The 20167-nt window shown below is 40.9% G+C and carries 17 protein-coding genes and 1 pseudogene; 14 read left to right on the top strand and 4 right to left on the bottom strand.

Annotation, left to right across the window (positions count from 1 at the left end; translation table 11 throughout):
* Positions 1-11 precede the first annotated feature (11 nt).
* The 9 genes from ICJ55_RS01965 (at position 12) to ICJ55_RS01925 (ending at position 8096) form a co-directional block, all read left to right on the top strand.
* The gene (locus ICJ55_RS01965) at positions 12-1121 is read left to right on the top strand and encodes an ABC transporter substrate-binding protein (protein WP_188157111.1); all 1110 of its coding nucleotides are present in this window, start codon (positions 12-14) and stop codon (positions 1119-1121) included.
* Positions 1122-1287: 166 nt separating this feature from the next.
* The gene (locus ICJ55_RS01960) at positions 1288-2178 is read left to right on the top strand and encodes an SMP-30/gluconolactonase/LRE family protein (RefSeq protein ID WP_188157110.1); all 891 of its coding nucleotides are present in this window, start codon (positions 1288-1290) and stop codon (positions 2176-2178) included.
* A 62-nt stretch (positions 2179-2240) separates the two neighbouring features.
* Complete coding sequence (locus ICJ55_RS01955; protein WP_188157109.1) at positions 2241-3713, top strand: FGGY-family carbohydrate kinase; 1473 nt, start codon at positions 2241-2243, stop codon at positions 3711-3713.
* A 204-nt stretch (positions 3714-3917) separates the two neighbouring features.
* The gene (locus ICJ55_RS01950; protein WP_188157108.1) at positions 3918-4229 is read left to right on the top strand and encodes an ElaB/YgaM/YqjD family protein; all 312 of its coding nucleotides are present in this window, start codon (positions 3918-3920) and stop codon (positions 4227-4229) included.
* Between the two features lie 90 nt (positions 4230-4319).
* Entirely contained in the window at positions 4320-4727 is a 408-nt protein-coding gene (locus ICJ55_RS01945) for a phage holin family protein (RefSeq protein WP_188157107.1), read from the top strand.
* A gap of 4 nt (positions 4728-4731) precedes the next feature.
* A complete protein-coding gene (locus ICJ55_RS01940) occupies positions 4732-5010 on the top strand; it encodes a hypothetical protein (protein WP_244141785.1) in 279 nt (92 codons plus the stop codon).
* A 203-nt stretch (positions 5011-5213) separates the two neighbouring features.
* Positions 5214-5315: a tryptophanase leader peptide gene (tnaC, locus tag ICJ55_RS10745; RefSeq protein ID WP_188157105.1), complete on the top strand. Its 102-nt coding sequence runs from the start codon at positions 5214-5216 to the stop codon at positions 5313-5315.
* Between the two features lie 83 nt (positions 5316-5398).
* Positions 5399-6817: a tryptophanase gene (tnaA, locus tag ICJ55_RS01930; RefSeq protein WP_188157104.1), complete on the top strand. Its 1419-nt coding sequence runs from the start codon at positions 5399-5401 to the stop codon at positions 6815-6817.
* Positions 6818-6881: 64 nt separating this feature from the next.
* On the top strand, positions 6882-8096 hold the full coding sequence (locus ICJ55_RS01925) for an aromatic amino acid transporter (RefSeq protein ID WP_188157103.1): 1215 nt from the start codon (positions 6882-6884) through the stop codon (positions 8094-8096).
* Positions 8097-8172: 76 nt separating this feature from the next.
* Here ICJ55_RS01925 and ICJ55_RS01920 read toward each other — a convergent pair whose 3' ends face one another.
* Positions 8173-9765, bottom strand: a complete 1593-nt coding sequence (locus tag ICJ55_RS01920) for a glycerol-3-phosphate dehydrogenase/oxidase (RefSeq protein WP_025235039.1) — start codon at positions 9763-9765, stop codon at positions 8173-8175.
* A 364-nt stretch (positions 9766-10129) separates the two neighbouring features.
* On the opposite strand from ICJ55_RS01920, the gene glpT reads away from it, so the two are divergent.
* Both glpT and glpQ read left to right on the top strand, forming a co-directional pair.
* A complete protein-coding gene (gene glpT / locus ICJ55_RS01915) occupies positions 10130-11575 on the top strand; it encodes a glycerol-3-phosphate transporter (protein ID WP_188157102.1) in 1446 nt (481 codons plus the stop codon).
* Positions 11576-11645: 70 nt separating this feature from the next.
* A pseudogene (gene glpQ, locus ICJ55_RS01910) lies at positions 11646-12579 on the top strand (glycerophosphodiester phosphodiesterase).
* A 74-nt stretch (positions 12580-12653) separates the two neighbouring features.
* Here glpQ and fbpC read toward each other — a convergent pair.
* From fbpC to ICJ55_RS01895, 3 genes are all read right to left on the bottom strand, one after another.
* On the bottom strand, positions 12654-13700 hold the full coding sequence (fbpC, locus tag ICJ55_RS01905; protein WP_188157101.1) for a ferric ABC transporter ATP-binding protein: 1047 nt from the start codon (positions 13698-13700) through the stop codon (positions 12654-12656).
* Between the two features lie 97 nt (positions 13701-13797).
* Positions 13798-15834 (bottom strand): ABC transporter permease, encoded by a 2037-nt coding sequence (locus tag ICJ55_RS01900; RefSeq protein ID WP_188157100.1) that lies wholly within the window; start codon positions 15832-15834, stop codon positions 13798-13800.
* A 64-nt stretch (positions 15835-15898) separates the two neighbouring features.
* Complete coding sequence (locus ICJ55_RS01895; protein ID WP_188157099.1) at positions 15899-16933, bottom strand: ABC transporter substrate-binding protein; 1035 nt, start codon at positions 16931-16933, stop codon at positions 15899-15901.
* Between the two features lie 221 nt (positions 16934-17154).
* Here ICJ55_RS01895 and ICJ55_RS01890 point away from each other — a divergent pair, with 221 nt between their 5' ends.
* The 3 genes from ICJ55_RS01890 to glmS all read left to right on the top strand — a co-directional run bounded on the left by ICJ55_RS01890 (position 17155) and on the right by glmS (position 20166).
* On the top strand, positions 17155-17355 hold the full coding sequence (locus ICJ55_RS01890) for a glycine zipper 2TM domain-containing protein (RefSeq protein WP_025235047.1): 201 nt from the start codon (positions 17155-17157) through the stop codon (positions 17353-17355).
* 157 nt (positions 17356-17512) lie between these two features.
* Positions 17513-18274 (top strand): DeoR/GlpR family DNA-binding transcription regulator, encoded by a 762-nt coding sequence (locus ICJ55_RS01885; RefSeq protein ID WP_188157098.1) that lies wholly within the window; start codon positions 17513-17515, stop codon positions 18272-18274.
* 56 nt (positions 18275-18330) lie between these two features.
* A complete protein-coding gene (glmS, locus tag ICJ55_RS01880; protein ID WP_188157097.1) occupies positions 18331-20166 on the top strand; it encodes a glutamine--fructose-6-phosphate transaminase (isomerizing) in 1836 nt (611 codons plus the stop codon).
* Position 20167 lies beyond the last annotated feature (1 nt).

The following is a 20167-nucleotide window of genomic DNA, read 5'->3' as shown; positions in this document are numbered from 1 at the left end:
AGGATTTGATTATGAAAAATACCTTTCGTACAACCTTAACTGCATTGGCAACTTTAACTGCCGTTGCATTCGGAAACCACGCTTTTGCAAATGAAGACCCATTTGTACAAGAAGCGAAACAGCTTGTTGCTGCTGCAACCGCTAAACAAGAAAAATGGGACGGCCCAACTACCGGCCCACAATTACAAAAAGACAAAACCGTGATTTTTATCGCATCTGATATGAAAAACGGCGGTGTACTTGGTGTAATTGACGGTATGAAAGAAGCCGTAGGTGCAACCGGCTGGAAACTTGATGTGTTAGATGGTGCAGGTACAGTAAACAACCAACTTGCGGCATTAAACCAAGCAATCGCTCGTAAACCGGACGCGATTGTGATTGGCGGTTGGAACCCGAATGTGGCGAAAATCCCACTGCAAAAAGCGACCAAAAACGGCATCACACTGGCTGCGTGGCACGCAACGCCTGAGCCGGGTGCGATTGATAAATACGGCATTTTCTATAACGTAACCTCTGATTCTGATGAAATTGCTCGCTTATCTGCAATGTTGGCGGTAGCTGAGTCTAACGGTAAAGCGAAAGCGATTATCTTAACCGACTCGTTATATGAAATTGCGTTACGTAAAGCAAATGTGATGAAAGAAGTGATCGAAAAATGTAAAGAGTGCAAAGTGTTAGAGTTTATCGACACCCCACTTGCCGACACATCAAGCCGTATGCCGAACTTAACGTTCAGCTTACTGCAAAAATACGGTGACGATTTAGAGTATGCCTTAGCGATCAACGACCTCTATTTCGACTTTATGGCTCCGTCTTTACGTTCAGCTAACAAAGACAAACCGTTCAGCATTTCTGCGGGTGACGGCTCAGTAACCGCTTACCAACGTATCCGTGCTGGTGATAAACAGTTCGCGACAGTACCAGAGCCGCTTAACTTACACGGCTGGCAGTTAGTGGACGAATTAAACCGTGCATTCGCGAACGAAAAACCGTCTGGCTATGTGACTCCTGCTCACCTAGTGACCAAAGAAAACGTGGCATTTGACGGCGGTGAGAAGAACCTTTACGACCCACAAAACGGTTATAAAGATGCTTACAAAGCAATTTGGGGTGTGAAATAACCTCACCTGATAGGGGCGAATAAACATTCGCCCCGAACAAGCGGTTGTTTTTGCAAAAAATTGGCGAAATTTGACCGCTTGTTTTGGTAGGGTGCGTTTGTAACGCACCGTTTTGATATTTAAGCTTTACGGTGCGTTAGCAAATGCACCCTACGAATAAAATACTATGGCAGAATTTATCCCCCAAATCTCCGACCCTCGTTTTGCTGAGTTAGTCGGCACTACTTTTGAAATCGAAGAACTTTTTGACAAAGCGATCTGGGCAGAAGGCCCGGCGTGGAGCAAAGCACAACAGGCACTCTATTTCAGCGATGTGAAAGGTTGCATAATGTACCGCTGGACAGCTGAAACCGGCACGCAGATTTTCCGCCAGCCTTCGCACTTTTCCAACGGCAACACCTTTGATGCAAACGACAACCTGATTACTTGCGAACACGGTAACCGTGGCATCAGCTTGACCACCCCGAGTGGAGAGTACCGTTTTTTAGTCGGCAAATTAGACGGCAAACGCCTCAATTCGCCGAATGATGTGGTGGTGAAATCGGACGGCACGATCTGGTTTACCGATCCTCCGTACGGCATTTTATCCGACAACGAAGGCAAACAGTCGCCAAGTGAAATTATCGGTTGCTACGTTTACTGTTACGATCCGAAAACTGACAAGCTAAACATTGCGACTTTCAACACAATGCGACCAAACGGCTTAGTATTCTCGCCGGACGAAAAACAGCTCTATGTGGCGGATATGTCGAGCGTCGAATTTGACGCTGACGGCTTGCACCATTTAGTCGTTTTCGATGTGGACGGCAACAAATTGAAAAACCGCCGTGATGTGGCTGAAATCAACCCCGGTATTCCGGACGGCTTCTGTATTAAACGCAACGGCGTGATTTTCTGCTCGTGCGAAAACGGCATTATCGCTTTATTGCCGGACGGCACAGAACTTGGGCGATTTGTACTCGGCAAACCCACTTCAAATTGTAGCTTTGGAAATGATGAACAGACACTATTTATTACTTGCTCTAATAGTGTTTATCGTTTAACAATAAAAGCATAAAGATAAAAAATATTTTTGCATTTACAAGCGGTTATTTTTTCAAAATTTTTTACAAACAAATAATGGATAACAAAATGAACTATACTCTCGGCATCGACTGCGGCGGTACTTTTATCAAAGCCGCACTTTTTGACAATCAAGGCAATATTCAAGCACTTCACCGTGAAAATGTCCCTGTTATCAGCGAAACGGCAGGCTATGCAGAGCGTGATATGCAACAGCTTTGGGCTGTATGTGCGGAAGTGGTACGTTTAACGATAGAAAAAAGCGGGGTAAACCCAAGCAATATCAAAGGCGTTGGCATTTCTGCCCAAGGTAAAGGGGCATTTTTGCTTGATAAAAACAATCAGCCACTAGGCAGAGCGATTTTATCATCTGACCAACGTTCACTTGCGATTGTTAAACAGTGGCAGGCTGAGGGGATTCCCGAAAAACTTTACCCGATCACTCGCCAAACGCTTTGGACAGGGCATCCGGTGTCTATTTTGAAATGGGTACAACAAAATGAGCCGGAGCGTTATGCACAAATTGGCTCGGTATTAATGTCGCACGACTATTTGCGTTTTTGCCTCACGGGTGAGCTGCATTGCGAAGAGACTAATATCTCTGAAAGCAACCTCTACAATATGGCGAAAGGCGAATACGATCAAAGTTTAGCTGATTTGCTCGGTATGCCTGATGTGTTGGAAAAATTGCCTCCAGTGATAGAACCGAATAAAGTAGCCGGTTTCGTAACTGAAGATGCTGCAAAACTAACAGGTTTAGCGGTGGGTACACCTGTTGTAGGTGGTTTGTTTGATGTGGTTTCTACCGCTCGCTGTGCGAACCTAGACGATGAAAGCAAGCTCAACGTGGTGCTAGGCACTTGGTCGGTAGTAAGTGGTATTACCGATTCTCTTGACCCTAACCAACCGCTACCGTTCGTTTATGGCAAATATGCTGAAGCAGGTAAATTTATCGTTCACGAAGCCAGCCCAACGTCCGCAGGCAATTTGGAATGGTTTGTGAAGCAGTGGAGTAATTTAAGCTACCAAGAGATCAATGAGGGCATTGCTGCGTTACCGCCAGCACAAAGTTCGGTGTTATTTGTGCCGTTCCTCTATGGTTCGAATGCAGGCTTGGGAATGCAGGCAAGTTTCTACGGAATGCAGTCTTACCACACGCAAATGCACTTGTTACAGGCGATTTATGAGGGCGTATTATTCAGCCTAATGCACCACCTAAACCGTATGTTTATTCGCTTCCCTCAAACGAAAGTACTACGTGTTACCGGCGGTCCGGTGAAATCAACAGTCTGGATGCAAATGTTGGCGGATTTAACAGGAATGAGGCTTGAAGTGCCACAAGTAGAAGAAACCGGTTGTTTAGGTGCTGCCTTAATGGCAATGCAGGCTGTAGGACTTGATACAACTCAAGTTCAAGCATTAAATGCAGAAATGCAAGTATTTGAGACAAATGCAGAAAATTATGCCGCTTATCAGGCGAAATATCAGCGTTATCAAAAGCTAACTGATGCACTTAAAGCAATGCTTTAAAAGCAGTAAGTTATTTTATAAGTGGTCATTTTTTGTAAAAAGATTGCAAAATATGACCACTTTTAGTTTATTTAATTTCCAAATTAAATTAAATAAAGTTTAAAAATAAATATTGACATCGGTGTATGGGGTCTGTATTTTAGTAAGTGAAACATAAATGAATTATGTTTTATGTCATATTCACTAAATATAAGGAGAGTAATTATGGCTAAGAGTTTAGATGCAAAACGTGAAGAATTAACGAATGAAATTCGTGAAATCTTAAAAAATGCAGAAGAATTATTTAACGAAACGTCAGATTCATCTACAGAAGAATATAAAAAATTAAAACACAGATTATCTGAACAGTTTGATGATGTTAAATATCGTTTCGCTACATTAAAAGACGATACTATTGATAGTGCTAAAAACGTTGCAAAACAAACAGATACCTTAGTGCACGATAATCCATATAAAGCAATTACTGTTGCCGGTGTGGTTGGATTATTATTAGGTGTTTTAGTTGCAAGAAGATAATAATTTTCTTTAAATTAATTAAAATGTTTTAATTAGATAATTAAGCCACGCCTTTTGGTGTGGCTTATTGTTTAATACAAGGAATGTGATATGTTAGATAATATTAAATCCGGATTTAGAAATAGTCTTGTTACTTTATTAGAAATAATTCAAGTTCGTGGTGAAATGGCAAGGCTGGAAATTAATGAACAAAAAAATCAATTAATTTCTGTTTTAGTTTTAGCATTATTAGTCTTTATATTTTTATTGTTTTCATTTATTAGCTTATTATTTGCCTTAGATAATTATTTATTGCCTGAATATAAGGTTGTTGCATTTTTTGCTATTTCGGGCATAAGTTTAATATTAGTATTGCTCTTTGTTTGGGGGATTATCGCTTCTTTGAAAAAACAAACCAGTTTTATGCAAAGTACGTTAGATGAACTCAAATTAGATATTGCGGCATTTAAAAGTGCATTAACCTTTAAAGATAATTTTAAGGATAATAATGGGGAGTAATAAAATGGAAGATTTAAAACTATCAGAAAAAGAACTTTTGATTATGAAAGGCAATGCCCTGAGAATGCGTTTTAAAGCGGAAACCAATAAAACTAAAAACGATATTGTTCAGCCGTTTAAACAAGCGAGAAATACAGGTTTATCACTTATTTCGTCTCCTGTTGCAACAACGGCAGTATTAGAGTTTATGTTGAAAAAATTCCTGAAAACTAAAGGAGTTGGTTATTCCGCATTGGGATTAATTGCTCTGTTTTTATTGAAGCAGAAGCAAAATAGACGATAATCAAGATACAAGCGGTCAATTTTACAACTTTTTTTGCAAAATTGACCGCTTGTTTTTTATTGGCGTCAATTTTTATCTCTGATGTAAATGTTGTGAATCAGATCACATTTTTGATATTTAGGAGATGATAAAAACTTCACTTTCTATATACTTATCGAACTATTATCTATCACGATTTTCCACCAACCCTTGAGAAACATATTATGGAGGAACATATTATGAAATTTCTCAAAAAAAGTGTATTAAGTCGATGGTTTAATCTCGATCACAAGCTCTCCTTTTTCTTTCCCTTAATTTCCTGCTAATGTAAGCAATTAGTTGCTCCTTTTATTTTTAATCAACCTTTCTATTTTTATTTTTGCTAACTAAGGTTAGTAAGGGATTTTCTATGCAAAATTTTAAACATTTACCTGAACCGTTTCGTATTCGTGTTATTGAACCTGTTAAACGTACCACCCGTGAATATCGCGACCAAGCGATTTTAAAAGCCGGAATGAACCCATTTTTATTAGACAGCGATGATGTTTTTATTGATTTGCTGACCGACAGTGGTACGGGGGCAATTACTCAAGATATGCAAGCTGCAATGTTACGGGGTGATGAAGCTTATAGCGGCAGTCGCAGCTACTATGCTTTGGCTGATGCAGTGAAAGAGATTTTTGGCTATCAATATACCATTCCAACCCACCAAGGGCGAGGTGCGGAGCAGATCTATATTCCTGTGTTGATCAAAAAGCGTGAGCAGGAAAAGGGCTTAGATCGTAGCAAAATGGTGGTGATCTCCAACTATTTCTTTGATACCACGCAAGGGCATAGTCAAATCAACGGTTGTACGGTGAAAAATACTTATACCAAAGAGGCATTTGATACCGGCGTGCGTAGCGATTTCAAAGGTAATTTTGACTTAGAACAGCTTGAAAAAACGATTTTAGAAGCTGAACCGAAAAACGTACCGTATATTGTTTGTACCATCACTTGTAACTCTGCGGGTGGTCAGCCTGTTTCAATTGAAAATATGAAAGGTATGTATGCGATTGCCAAGAAATATGATATCCCTGTAGTGATGGATTCTGCCCGCTTTGCCGAAAATGCCTACTTTATTCAGCAGCGTGAAGAAGCCTACAAAGATTGGACGATTGAGCAGATTACCTTTGAAAGCTATAAATATGCTGATATGTTGGCGATGTCGGCGAAAAAAGATGCGATGGTACAAATGGGTGGCTTGCTCTGCTTTAAAGATGATAAATGGTTTGACGTTTATACTGAATGCCGCACGCTTTGTGTAGTGCAGGAAGGTTTCCCAACCTACGGCGGTTTAGAAGGCGGTGCTATGGAGCGTTTAGCCGTCGGGCTGCGTGATGGTATGCGTCAAGATTGGTTAGCATATCGCATCAATCAAGTGCAATATTTAGTGGATGGTTTGGAAGCGATCGGTGTGGTTTGCCAACAAGCTGGCGGGCACGCGGCGTTCGTGGATGCAGGCAAACTGTTGCCACATATCCCACCAGAGCAGTTCCCGGCACAAGCTCTTGCTTGTGAATTGTATAAAGTAGCAGGTATTCGTGCGGTGGAAATCGGCTCGTTCCTGCTTGGACGCGACCCGAAAACGGGCAAACAACTGCCTTGCCCTGCGGAGTTACTACGTTTAACGATTCCGCGTGCAACTTATACCCAAACTCATATGGATTTTATTATTGAAGCGTTCCAAAAAGTGAAAGAAAATGCTGCAAATATCAAAGGGCTGACTTTTACTTATGAACCGAAAGTGTTAAGGCATTTCACCGCATTATTAAAAGAAGTGGAATAACTACACGAATAGCTACCCCTGCTAAGGAAGGGGTAGCCAAATAATATTCAATAAGGAGTTCCTTATGAAAAAACAACCTTCTGTTTTTGGCGGCGCGTGTATTATTGCCAGCGTGTGTGTTGGTGCGGGAATGCTAGGACTTCCCAGTGCCGGCTCAGGGGCTTGGACAATCTGGACAATATTAGTGTTGTTGCTAACTATGTCAGTGATGATGCTTTCTGGTTTTATGCTTTTAGAAGCCTATAGAAAGTATGATTTACGAGCTTCGTTTAATACAGTTACCAAAGATGTATTAGGCTGCCAAGTTAATATGATTAATAACTTAGCAGTCTATTTTGTTGGTGGGATTTTACTTTATGCGTATATCACCTCTTCCGGTTTGATTTTACAAGAGCTTCTGGGACTAAATAGCAAAGTCGCCTCAGCGTTGTTTGTGTTGGTGTTTGGGGCTTTTGTCTGGCATTCAACTCGTGCGGTGGACAGAATCTCAGTCATTTTGATCGTCTTTATGGTACTAAGTTTTGTGTTTAGTATTTTGGGATTAACGGCAAATATCAGCTTTGATACGTTGTTTGACACCCAATCCGCCAATGATTCGGGCTACCTCAAGTATGCGATGATGATGTTGCCTGTAGCATTGACTTCCTTTGGTTATCATCACTCAGTGTCATCAATGCGAGCTTACTACGGTGAGGAGAAAAAAGCGGCAAAAGCAATTTTCTATGGTACTTTAATTTCATTCCTGCTTTACTTTGTTTGGGTGGTAAGTATTTTCGGTAATTTACCACGAGATCAATTTGCCCCTATTATTAAAAGTGGTGGCAATGTGGATGTGTTGTTGAAAATCTTAGGTGGTGTGGTTGATTCAGCGTCAGTCAAACACTCATTGAATGCGTTTTCGATGGCGGCAATTTTATCCTCATTTATCGGTGTGGGGTTGGGCGTGTTTGATTTTTTGGCAGACTTCTTTGGTTTCCAAAATGACAAAGCAGGCAGAACTAAAAGTTATCTTGTTACTTTCTTGCCGCCGTTGGTACTCTCTATTCTGTTCCCATTCGGTTTTGTGACGGCGATTGGGTATGCAGGGGCAGTAGCAACGATTTGGACGTGCATTATCCCTGCTGTGTTGGTTTATAAAGTTCGCCAGCAAGGTTTGCAAGAGGGATTTAAAGTGGGTGGTGGCAATCTATTGATTGGTGCGGTTATCCTGTTTGGTGTATTGGTGGCGGTATTCCACTTCCTTGCAATGTTTGAGATGTTGCCGGTTTACAAAGGCTAAAGTATTGAAATAAAAATAGCGAACATTAAGTTCGCTATTTTTTTGTAATTTTTATGAAAAATATGACCGCTTGTGATTAATTTTGCGGTTGGTAATCCACAAGTAAGTAGTGTTTTGCCACTTCAAGGAATTGAGATACTTGGGCTTGTTGCCACACTTCATCTTTACCCATTTCTTTCGCCATAATTGCAGCAACTTTAGCTGCACTGTCAATTGCAGCTCTTGCATCAGTAAAGAGTAAGCGAACGCGGCGTGCTAATACATCTTCTACTGTTTGAGCCATCTCATTACGAACCGCCCAAATCACTTCAGCCACAGTGTAATCCAATCTTGGGTGGAGTTTTTCCGCATATTCAGGGTAAGCGGTCATTAAGCCTCGTAGTTCCGGAATGTCTGAACCATAAACGTAGAGATGATCTTGTAAATTAACTAATTCTGCTGGAATATTACCGTGAATAGATAAATCGACCGTTCTACAAGGTTTGTTGCCTAATTGTGGGTGAACTTTTAATGCTTCTTCCACCGTATCTTCTGCCATTTGGCGATAAGTTGTCCATTTACCACCTGTGATAGTAACCAAGCCACTAGTCGGGTCGGTTAAAACTTTATGGCTACGAGAAACCTCTTTCGTGCTTTGACCTTCTTTTTCAGGTGCAGCAAGCGGGCGTTGTCCTGCGAATACGGCTTTTACATCATCTCGGGTTGGTTTTTTTGTCAGATATTGCCCAGCAGTAGTTAAAATAAAGTTTACCTCTTGTTCTAACGGAATAGGTTCGTAAGATGGGTGTTCGATTAACGTATCCGTTGTGCCTACGACTAGCACATCGTGCCAAGGCACAGCGAATAGCACACGACCGTCTGAGGTTTTAGGAATCATTAATGCATCATTACTTGGTAAGAATGATTTATCTAACACTAAGTGAATCCCTTGACTTGGCACAACGAATTTTTTCGGGCTGCCGTGATCCATACTTAAAATATCATTCATAAATACGCCGGTTGCATTAATCACTGCTGTACCAAATACTGTATGCTCTTGTTGGTTTAGCTCATCGTAGAAAGTTACGCCATCAATTTTGCCCTGTGGTGTTTTGTGCAATGACGTTACTTTAGCGTGGTTTAGCACTGTTCCGCCTTGTTCTACCACTGTTTGAGCCATATTTACGGCTAAACGAGCATCATCAAATTGTCCGTCTTGATAAACTGTTCCTGCACGCAAACCCAAATCGTTTAATGTTGGTAAACGTCTTTTTGCTTCAGCTTTATCAATGTTTTGGGTTTTACCTAAACTGAGATTGCCTGAAAGCATATCGTACATTCCTAAACCAACACGGTACATTAAACAATCTTTAAGGGTGTAATTTGGAATAATGAAACTTTGGTTTTTAAAGAGGTGAGCCGCATTTTTAGCTAAGCGACCACGTTCACGCAATGCCTCTCTCACTAATGCGACATCGCCATTGGCTAAATAACGCACACCACCGTGTACTAATTTAGTACTACGGCTTGATGTCCCTTTAGCGAAGTCGTGGCTTTCTAACAATAAGGTTTTATAGCCACGAGAGGCGGTATCTACTGCAATACCTAAACCGCTTGCACCGCCACCAATAATAATGAAATCCCATTTTTGTGTTTGTTGCACTTGAGCGAGTTGTTGATTTCTTTGCATTTTTTGCTCCTTTTGTTCGATGCTGATTGCTCGAATTTGAACTTAATTTAAACTTTATTAGCATAAACGAAAATAAAATGAGTTCAAATAGATTTGTTTGAAAATCAGATCTATATCACAAAATTATTGAATTTAAATCGTAAGTTACTGCTTTTCAGTTGTGTAAAGTGGCTTTTTTATAAGTAGTTAGATTAGATATACAAGAATAAAATGCGTATTTTCGAAAATTTAAAATGGTTTAAAGTGAAAATTTTGTGAAATAAATCACACTTTTGCAAAAAATAACTTTGTCATTTGTTATTTTCAGATATTATTGACCGACCTAAGAATAGGTATTACTTAATAATTATATTGGAGAATAAAAATGTTTGGTCCATTTAAACCCGCTCCGCATATTGCGGAGTTGCCGGCGGACAAAGTTGATGCAAGATACAAATTCTTACGTTGGCAAGTGTTTGCAGGTATTTTTTTCGGCTATGCCGCTTATTATTTTGTGCGTGCTAACTTCGACTTAGCACAAAAAGGTTTAATTGAAGCCGGTTTATACAACAAAGCGGAACTCGGTATCATCGGTACCGGTGCCGGTTTAGCGTACGGTTTATCAAAATTTGTGATGGCGTGGATGTCAGACCGCTCAAATCCGAAAGTCTTTTTACCGTTCGGTTTATTACTGTCCGGTTTATGTATGACTATGATGGGCTTGATGCCGTGGGCAACTTCAGGCATTGCGGTAATGTTTGTTATGATCTTCTTAAACGGTTGGTTCCAAGGTATGGGTTGGCCGCCGTGTGGTCGTACGATGGTTCACTGGTGGTCTAAATCTGAACGCGGTACTATCGTTTCTATTTGGAACTGTGCTCACAACGTGGGTGGTATGGTACCGGGCTTAATGGTGATTTTAGCCGGTGCAATTTTCTACAACACATATGGTGTTGAAGCAACCGCAAAAGATATTTGGCAACAAGCGTTGTACTATCCGGGTATTGCAGCGATGATTGCGGCGATTCCAATCTATTTTATGATGAAAGACACGCCTCAATCTTGCGGTTTACCACCGGTTGAAAAATGGCGTAACGACTATCCGGATGATTATGATGAGAAAAAATCTGAAACAGAATTAACCACCAAAGAGATTTTATTCACTTATGTATTGAAAAATAAACTCTTGTGGTACATCGCAATTGCGAACGTATTCGTTTACTTAATTCGCTATGGTGTATTGAAATGGTCTCCGGTTTATTTAGGTGAAGTGAAACATTTCAACATTAAAGGTACTGCGTCTGCGTACATTATTTATGAGCTTGCGGCAATTCCGGGGACACTATTATGTGGTTGGGTGTCAGATAAGATCTTCAAAGGTAAACGTGGTTTAACCGGTTTCGTATTTATGATTTTAACCACCGCAGCGGTTGTTGCATTATGGTTGAACCCAGCAACACCTGAGGCGGAGCTGGCTCAATATGCAGGCAAAGCGTGGTATGAAAACCCATATCAGTTAATGGACTTCATTTTAATGACGACTATCGGTTTCTTAATTTACGGTCCTGTAATGCTTATCGGTTTACACGCTCTTGAATTAGCACCGAAAAAAGCCGCGGGTACATCAGCAGGTTTCACCGGTTTATTCGGTTACTTAGGTGGTACAGTTTCTGCATCTGCGGTAGTAGGTTGGGCTGCTCACGAATTTGGCTGGGACGGTGGCTTCTATGTGATGATCGTAGGTGGCGTATTAGCTGTGTTACTGATGTTTATCGTGATGATTGAAGAAGGTAAACACAAAGCAAAATTAGGCGACCACTACGGTAAATAGTCGTTAATTTATTAGCAAAAGGAAGAGCAGAAATGTTCTTCCTTTATTTTTAACACAATGAGGTAATTCTATGAAATTTCAATTCAAAACATTAGTTGCGGCATTAGCATTATCAGCAGCGACATTGAGTGCTTATGCACAACAATCGGATAAGTTAGTTATTGCTCATCGTGGTGCAAGTGGTTATCTGCCGGAGCACACGCTTGAATCCAAAGCCTTAGCATTTGGGCAACAAGCGGACTATTTAGAGTAAGATCTTGCAATGACGAAAGATGATCACATTATTGTGATTCACGACCATTTAAGTGGCAGTTTATCCAAAACGTTTCCCACTTTGGCAGTCCAATTTTAAAATTCATACGTTTGAAGAGGAAATTGAATTTATTCAAGGCTTAGAAAAATCAACGGGTAAGAAAATTGGGATCTATCCAGAAATTAAAGCACCTTGGTTACACCACAAAGAAGGTAAAGACATTGCGTTAGAAACGTTGAAAGTGTTGAAAAAATATGGCTACGATAAAAAATCATCGCCAGTTTATCTACAAACTTTCGATTTCAATGAGTTAAAACGGATTAAAACCGAATTACTTCCTCAGCTTGGTATGGATGTGAAATTAGTACAACTTGTGGCGTACACCGATTGGTTTGAGACCGAAGAGAAAGACAAAGACGGCAAATGGATTAACTACGACTACGACTGGATGTTCAAAGAAGGAGCGATGGCGGAAGTGGCAAAATATGCTGATGGCGTAGGTCCGGGCTGGTATATGTTGATTGACGATAAAAACTCAAAAGTAGGAGATATTAAATATACCCCGCTTGTAAAAGAGTTGGCTAAACATAAGTTAGAAATTCACCCTTACACTGTGCGTAAAGATGCGTTAGCTCCATTCTTTGAAAATGTAGATCAAATGTATGACGCACTATTGAATAAAGCAGGGGCAACGGGTGTATTTACCGACTTCCCAGATACTGCCGTTGAGTTTTTAAAAAAACAGAAATAATTAATGCTTTTTAAATAGCAAGCGGTCTGATTAGTAAATTTTTTTGCAAATCAGACCGCTTGTATTTTTATTGGCTACTCATTATTAAGCAAAAAGATACCATTTTGGCTTAAGTGAATATAATATTCCGCTTGGTTTTCATTATATTGATCAGGGTTGAGGTTTACCATCAGCTCTTTGCCTTGCCACTCCACTGCAATTTCCCAATGAGCACCCATATAAACCGCGTGTTTGATTTGGCAACGTTGATTTTCTTCACCATCAGCCTGCAAGCGGATTGCTTCTGGGCGGATACCAACCAAGCAGTCGCCGTTCGGTACATTGAAGCGAGCTGAATTAGCAAGGATAAAACTGAAATTGCCAATTTGGATTTGGTCATCCAATTTCTTCGCCGGTAGAATTGTCGATTCGCCCATAAAGTTGGCAAGGAATAGCGAGTTTGGCTGTAAATAGAGATTTTTTGCCGTATCTTGCTGCTTGATTACACCTTTATCCATCACAATAACTTGGTCAGACACAGCAAAGGCTTCCGATTGGTCGTGCGTAACATAAAGTGAAGTAATATTCAGGCGTTGCTGTAATTCACGGATTTTTTCTCGCATTGAGCGGCGTAGGTTCGCATCTAAGTTACTTAACGGCTCATCAAATAAAAGCACCTTTGGTTTAAGGATTAACGCACGAGCCAATGCCACCCGTTGCTGTTGTCCGCCTGAAATCTGATCGACAAAGCGATTTTCAAACCCCGCTAAATCCACTAATTCTAACGCCTCTTTTACGCGTTGTTCCCGTTCCACTTTTGGCACGCCTTGCATTTTTAAACCGTAGCCCACGTTATCGCCAATCGACATATGCGGAAAGAGGGCATAGGATTGGAATACAATACAGATATCACGGTTTTGAATGGAACTTTGGGTAACATCTTCGCCATCAATAAAAATCTGCCCCGAAGTCGGGCTTTCTAATCCTGCGACAAGGCGTAACACGGTGGTTTTTCCACAACCGGAAGGTCCGAGTAGGGTAATCATTTTGCCTTTCGGAATGCAGAGGTTGAGATTATCGATGACAGTTGCTTTGCCGAAAGATTTAGTTACATTTTTTAATACTAAGAAATCGTTATTCATATTTTGTCCTTTTAATTATATCCCTCTCTCTGAAAAATACTTCTGAACGAAGTATTTTTCTGTCTTTCTCCCATAAAGGGAGAGAGTAGATATCTTTTTACATTTTCTTCGCCTTAGAGCGAGCAATACGCGTATCGCCGACGATCCAATCGAAAATTAGAATAATCGCCATCATCACGACAATCAAAATTGAGCCGTAAGCAATCGCAATGCCGTATTCGCCATCTTCTACTCGGTTGAGAATATAAGAGGTTGCAACACGCGTATCAGCAGTAACTAAGAATACAATTGCACTCACGGTAGTCATTGCCCGCACGAAGCTGGTTACTAAAGCGGAAAGCAAGGCTGGCTTGAGGAGCGGTAGCACCACAAACAACATTGTTTTAAACGAACCTGCTTTTAGCGAAAGAGAGGCTTCATCAAGGGACTTATCTAACTGCCCTAAGCCAGCAATGGCGGCACGCATACCCACAGGCATATTTCGCATTACCATTGAAAGGATAATAATTATCCCTGTGCCCGTTAAATAAATCGGTGCATCGTTGAAGGCGAGAATGTAAGACACGCCTGCTACCGTGCCCGGTACGGCAAAGCAGAGTAAGGTTAAAAATTCCAAGGTTTTCTTGCCTTTGAAATCACGGCGAACCGTAACATAAGCAATCAACAAACCAAACAGAGCGGTAATTGGAGCGGCGGCAGCAGCGAACAACACGGTTTGAATGAGTGATGGGAAACCGCCATCGCTGAAACCTTGCCCGAAAAGTTTGATGTAATTATCAAGCGTTAAGGTGTAATCTACGCCCCAGTTCACGGTGAAACTGCCGTAGAAAATGCTGCCGTAAAGTACTAAGTTGAACGTTCCCCAGAACAACAATGTGCAAATAATCAGCCATTTCATACCGCTTGGTAAGTCTTGTACATCGCCACGATAGGATTTGCCCGATACCGTTACATAAGAACGGTTGCCGATCCAGAGATATTGGATTACGAAAATCGCCAGTGAGAAGACAAGTAGAATAGCCCCGAGAGTACTTGCAGAAGCATAATCTAACTGTGAGCCGGCAATATAGAAGTAGATTTGTGTGGCGATTACATCAAAACTGCCACCTAAAACTAATGGGGTACTGAAATCGGCAAGGGATTGAATTGCCACCACTAAGAATGAGTTCGCCAGAGCAGGTTTGAGTAGCGGGAAAATAATGTTAAAGAAGGCTTGATAGCGATTAGAACGCAAGGTATAAGCGGCTTCTTCCACAGACGGATGAATGGATTTCAACGCTCCTTCCAAAATCATAAAAGACATTGGTGTAAGTGCGAGGGTGTGAGCAATCACAATCCCGGTATAACCGTAGAGCCAGTTGCTGGCAAAACCAAAGTATTCCACTAAAAATTCGGTTACATAGCCCGAACGCCCAAGCATTAACGTTACACCTAAACCCACTACAAAGGGTGGTGTAACAATCGGTAAAATCGAGAAAATCCGACCAATGAATGCAGAACGTTTAGCAATACGAGTAGTGTAAAGGGCAAAGGCTAAACCAAACAAGGTGGAAAGTATGCCTACCGTGCCGGCAACGGAGAGTGAATTCCCTACCACGCGTGCCACATACGGCTGTTGTAAAATTGTTAGCACTTGGCTTGGCACAAATTCGCTGCCGTTGTAGAACATTGAAACGAAAATCGCAATGGTTGGATAAACAATAAAGAAGAAAATCAGTAAAATAATGCTAATTAATGAGCCGATAATAAAACGATCGCCCTGCATCACTTTAAGAATGGCGAGATTATTGGTAGCAAGCCCTGTAATGGCAATAATCAGAGGTAATACTGCGTAGCCTAAGCTAATTTTAAGCACGATTGCCGACAAGAAAATAAAAGCAAATAATAAACCTAAGCCCACTAATTCGAGCTTAGCTCTACGTTTACAAGCGGTCGGATTTGGCAATAAAAATGCAAAAAGTGGTAAGAACCACGCCCAAGTAATATTGAAACTACTCCAACCCATTGCTTGTAGAATTTCATCTGATGTTGAATCAAAAAAACCGTAATCAAGGGCTTTAGACGGTAACAATGCAAACCCTAATATGCCGATGAGCACCCATACAAGCGGTCGAGAAAAAGAAAAATTCTGCATAACACCTCACAGATTTTAAAAAGAAAGGGGATAACTCTTTTATCCCCTTACATCAGAAAGCAGATTATTTCGCTAATTTAACTTCATTAACCCATTTGTCAATCAAACGTTTACGCTCTTCACTTGAGCCATATTTCTCAAAATTGTAGTCAATTAAGTTTAAGTCTTTTGGATTAAGAGCATAAGGCGAGGCTTCTGCTGTCGTATTCGTTAAAACTTGGAACGCATTCCCTTTTTGCCAAGAGAGTTCTTGAGCTTCTTTAGAAAGCGACCAATCCACGAACAATTTCGCATTTTCAAGATTTCTCGCCCCTTTTAAGATACTCACACCACCAAGTTCATAGCCTGTACCATCGGTTGGTGCAGTCATTTCAATGTTAGCCCCGTTTTTCTTCTCGATAGCGTAGTCGTGTAAGAAGCCGATACCGATAGTGGTTTCGCCTCGAGCGGTGTTACGAGCCGGCGTAATGCCTGATTTGGTGTATTGTGAGATATTTTTGTGTAATTTGCGGAAGTATTCAAAGGCTTTTTCTTCGCCCCAAAGTTGCACGAAAGTAGCAATTGCTGTATAAGCTGTGCCTGAGCTTTGTGGGTCGGCAATTTGAATTTCCCCTGCTAAACGTGGGTCAAGTAACTCTTCCCAAGTGGTCGGCACTTTCTCAATACCTAATTTTTTCAGACGATCTAAGTTCACGCCGTAACCTAAAATCCCCATATACACCGCAGAGGAATAATTGCCTTTTAATTTTGCAGGATCACGAAATTTTTCGATAATTTGGGTAAGGTTTGGCGATTGATAAGGTTCTAACAAGCCCATTTCTGCCGCTTGTGAATGCGGATCAAGCGTACCGCCGTACCAAACATCCGCCTGAGGATTATTTTTTTCCGCTTCAATTTTCGCTAATGTGCTACCCGAACCGTTACGCACAAACGAAACTTTTACATCATATTTCTTACCGAAAGCTTGAACTTCTTGCTCACAAAGCTCGTTCGTCGCACTACAATAAACTGTTAAACGACCTTCCGCCAATGCCGATTGAGTAAATAATGAACCGAGTAATAAAGCAGATGCTGTCAAAGCCAATTTTTTTAATTTCATTGCGATTTCCTTCATAGTTAGGGAGAAAATTAGACGAAATATAGCAAAAAACGGGAGGCAATTCTGTGAACTGCTTCACAGTTCAGCTAAACAAGCGGTCCAATTTACTTGGAATTTTGCAATTAAATATAGCTTATTGAACCTTTCGGCGTAAATGAAATCTTATAATACAGGTCAAGGAGATTGACCGATTTGAAATTGATTAATAATGAGGGATTAATATGAAATCTATGTTAAAAGTTGTCGGAGTAGCCCTTTTAGCGGTTGCAGTATCAGGCTGTAACAATATGACAAAATCGCAACGTAATACAGCGATTGGTGCTGCTGTTGGTGGTGTTGCAGGCAATGTGATCGGTAATTCAACGGGTGCAACCTTAGGTGGTGCGGCACTTGGTGGCGTAATTGGTAGCCAAATCAAATAATTGCAAAAAATTAATAGAAATGAACCGCTTGTAAATTAATATTACAAGCGGTTTTGTTTTGTATAGATTTTGTAAATTATGGATTTCTTGCTTTTCTTTTTATTTTCTTTCTTTATAATGCATAAAGTTTTGAAACGAAACTTAAGTGAAGATTGTAATGTCAAAACGTAACACGCAACAACGCCGTCATTTAATTGTACAGATGGTACAATCGCAACAAGAAGTGAGTGTAGATGAGCTCGCTACGCTATTTGAGACTTCAGAAGTTACGATTAGAAAAGACTTAACCGCTTTAGAAGAAAGTGGTTTTTTATTGCGAAAATATGGCGGAGCAGTAAAAATTCCATCAGAAATGATGGAGGAAGAATTTATCGAGCAACTTTCGATTCAAAAGAAAATGATTGCTCAAGCCGCTCGTGATTGTATTCGTGATCATAACCGTATCATTATTGATAGCGGTAGCACCACAGGAGCTTTGGTTAAAGTTTTAAACCAAACGGGGTTAGTGGTGATGACAAACTCGCTGAATTTAGCGGCTGAATTAACCTCCCTTGAGTGTGAACCAACGGTGTTAATGACAGGCGGTACTTGGGATAGCCGTTCGGAATCGTTTCAAGGAAAAGTAGCCGAACAGGTTTTAAGATCTTATGATTTTGACCAGTTATTTATTGGTGCAGATGGTTTAGATCTTGCCCGTGGCACAACCACTTTCAATGAATTAGTGGGGCTAAGCCAAGTAATGGCGGAAGTTAGCCGAGAAGTGATTGTATTGATTGAATCCCAAAAAATCGGGCGAAAGATGCCGAATATTGAATTGGAATGGGGCAAGATCACGAAAATTATTACCGACAATCAACTAAATTTCGAAACGAAAGAACAGATCGAAAAGATGGGTGTCGAAGTGATCACCGCCAAATAAAAATGGTTGTAAAAGAATTAAATTTTTTAACTTTAAATTAATAGGAAAGCAAATTTATGTGTGGAATTGTAGGTGCAGTAGCACAACGTGATGTCGCAGAAATCTTAGTAGATGGTTTACACCGTTTAGAATACCGTGGTTATGACTCAGCCGGTGTGGCGGTGTTAAACAGTAACGACAAACAAATGCAAATTGTACGCCGTGTCGGTAAAGTAAAAGCGTTAGATGATGCGTTAGAAGCAAAACCATTATTAGGCGGTACAGGTATCGCTCACACCCGTTGGGCAACTCACGGTGAACCGTCTGAAACTAACGCTCACCCACATCGTAGCGGTAAAATTGCCGTTGTGCATAACGGTATTATTGAAAACTACGAAGAGTTAAAAGTGGTGTTACAAGAGCGTGGTTATGTATTCCAATCACAAACCGATACGGAAGTTATTGCACACTTAGTTGAGTGGGAATTACGTTCAGCCTCTTCATTATTAGAAGCGGTACAAAAAACCGTTGTGCAACTTCGTGGTGCATACGGCACGGTAGTATTAAATGAAGAAGAGCCAGAGCATTTAATTGTAGCTCGTTCAGGCAGCCCTCTTGTCATCGGTTATGGTGTAGGGGAAAACTTCTTAGCCTCTGACCCATTAGCACTATTAAGTGTAACCCGCCGTTTTGCTTACTTGGAAGAAGGAGATGTGGCAGAAATTACTCGCCGTACAGTAAATATTTACGATCGCCAAGGCAATAAAGTGGAACGTGAAATTCACGAAGGTAACTTTGAGGCAGACGCTGCGGATAAAGGTCAATATCGCCACTATATGCAAAAAGAAATTTTTGAACAACCTGTTGCGATTATGAATACCTTAGACGGTCGTATTAAAGACGGAAAAGTGGATGTGTCTGCAATTGCCCCAAATGCAACAGAGATTTTATCAAAAGTTCAACACGTTCAAATCGTGGCTTGTGGTACATCATACAATGCCGGTATGGTAGCTCGTTACTGGTTTGAATCTTTAGCAGGTGTGAGTTGCGATGTGGAAATTGCCTCAGAATTCCGCTACCGTAAATTCGTAACACGCCCGAACAGCTTATTAATCACGCTTTCTCAATCAGGCGAAACCGCAGATACTTTAGCGGCATTACGTTTAGCAAAAGAGTCTGGTTATATGGCGGCAATGACGGTATGTAACGTAGCAAGCTCATCATTAGTGCGTGAATCTGATTTCGCTTTCTTAACCAAAGCCGGCGTGGAAATTGGGGTTGCATCAACTAAAGCCTTCACTACCCAATTAACCTGTTTATTGTTATTAAATGTGGCAATCGGTCGCCTACAAGGCAATATGAGCGAAGAGCAAGAACATCACATCGTTCAATCTTTACAACGCTTACCGGCTCAAATTGAGAGTGCATTAGTATTTGATAAACAAATTGAAAAATTATCGGAAGACTTTGCAGATAAACACCACACTCTATTCTTAGGTCGTGGCGAATACTACCCGATTGCAATGGAATCGGCCTTAAAATTAAAAGAGATTTCATATATTCACGCTGAAGCCTACGCAGCAGGTGAATTAAAACACGGTCCGTTAGCGTTAATCGACAGCGATATGCCGGTTGTGGTGGTAGCACCTGAAAACGATTTACTTGAAAAAGTGAAATCAAACATTGAAGAAGTACGTGCTCGTGGCGGTCAATTATATGTATTTGCGGATCACGATGCCGGTTTTGAAGAAGCAGAAGGCTTCAAAACCATTGTAATGCCGAAAGTAGATGAAGTAACCGCACCGATTTTCTATACCGTGCCGTTACAACTGCTTTCATACCACATTGCTTTAATTAAAGGTACTGATGTGGATCAACCTCGTAACCTTGCAAAAGCGGTAACCGTAGAGTAAC

It is taken from the genome of Mannheimia bovis, assembly GCF_014541205.1.
Classification (GTDB): Bacteria; Pseudomonadota; Gammaproteobacteria; order Enterobacterales; family Pasteurellaceae; genus Mannheimia; species Mannheimia bovis.
The sequence above is the reverse complement of the archived record's forward strand: the minus strand, read 5'-3'. Positions and strand labels throughout refer to the sequence as shown.

Bases quoted from the DNA above. Each gene is read 5' to 3' on its own strand.
- fbpC (WP_188157101.1), bottom strand. From the start codon at position 13,700: ATGAATAACGATTTCTTAGTATTAAAAAATGTAACTAAATCTTTCGGC.
- ICJ55_RS01950 (WP_188157108.1), top strand. From the start codon at position 3,918: ATGGCTAAGAGTTTAGATGCAAAACGTGAAGAATTAACGAATGAAATT.
- glmS (WP_188157097.1), top strand. From the start codon at position 18,331: ATGTGTGGAATTGTAGGTGCAGTAGCACAACGTGATGTCGCAGAAATC.
- ICJ55_RS01965 (WP_188157111.1), top strand. From the start codon at position 12: ATGAAAAATACCTTTCGTACAACCTTAACTGCATTGGCAACTTTAACT.
- ICJ55_RS01945 (WP_188157107.1), top strand. From the start codon at position 4,320: ATGTTAGATAATATTAAATCCGGATTTAGAAATAGTCTTGTTACTTTA.
- tnaC (WP_188157105.1), top strand. From the start codon at position 5,214: ATGGAGGAACATATTATGAAATTTCTCAAAAAAAGTGTATTAAGTCGA.
- glpT (WP_188157102.1), top strand. From the start codon at position 10,130: ATGTTTGGTCCATTTAAACCCGCTCCGCATATTGCGGAGTTGCCGGCG.
- ICJ55_RS01960 (WP_188157110.1), top strand. From the start codon at position 1,288: ATGGCAGAATTTATCCCCCAAATCTCCGACCCTCGTTTTGCTGAGTTA.
- ICJ55_RS01920 (WP_025235039.1), bottom strand. From the start codon at position 9,765: ATGCAAAGAAATCAACAACTCGCTCAAGTGCAACAAACACAAAAATGG.
- tnaA (WP_188157104.1), top strand. From the start codon at position 5,399: ATGCAAAATTTTAAACATTTACCTGAACCGTTTCGTATTCGTGTTATT.
- ICJ55_RS01940 (WP_244141785.1), top strand. From the start codon at position 4,732: ATGGAAGATTTAAAACTATCAGAAAAAGAACTTTTGATTATGAAAGGC.
- ICJ55_RS01890 (WP_025235047.1), top strand. From the start codon at position 17,155: ATGAAATCTATGTTAAAAGTTGTCGGAGTAGCCCTTTTAGCGGTTGCA.
- ICJ55_RS01955 (WP_188157109.1), top strand. From the start codon at position 2,241: ATGGATAACAAAATGAACTATACTCTCGGCATCGACTGCGGCGGTACT.
- ICJ55_RS01885 (WP_188157098.1), top strand. From the start codon at position 17,513: ATGTCAAAACGTAACACGCAACAACGCCGTCATTTAATTGTACAGATG.
- ICJ55_RS01925 (WP_188157103.1), top strand. From the start codon at position 6,882: ATGAAAAAACAACCTTCTGTTTTTGGCGGCGCGTGTATTATTGCCAGC.
- ICJ55_RS01895 (WP_188157099.1), bottom strand. From the start codon at position 16,933: ATGAAATTAAAAAAATTGGCTTTGACAGCATCTGCTTTATTACTCGGT.
- ICJ55_RS01900 (WP_188157100.1), bottom strand. From the start codon at position 15,834: ATGCAGAATTTTTCTTTTTCTCGACCGCTTGTATGGGTGCTCATCGGC.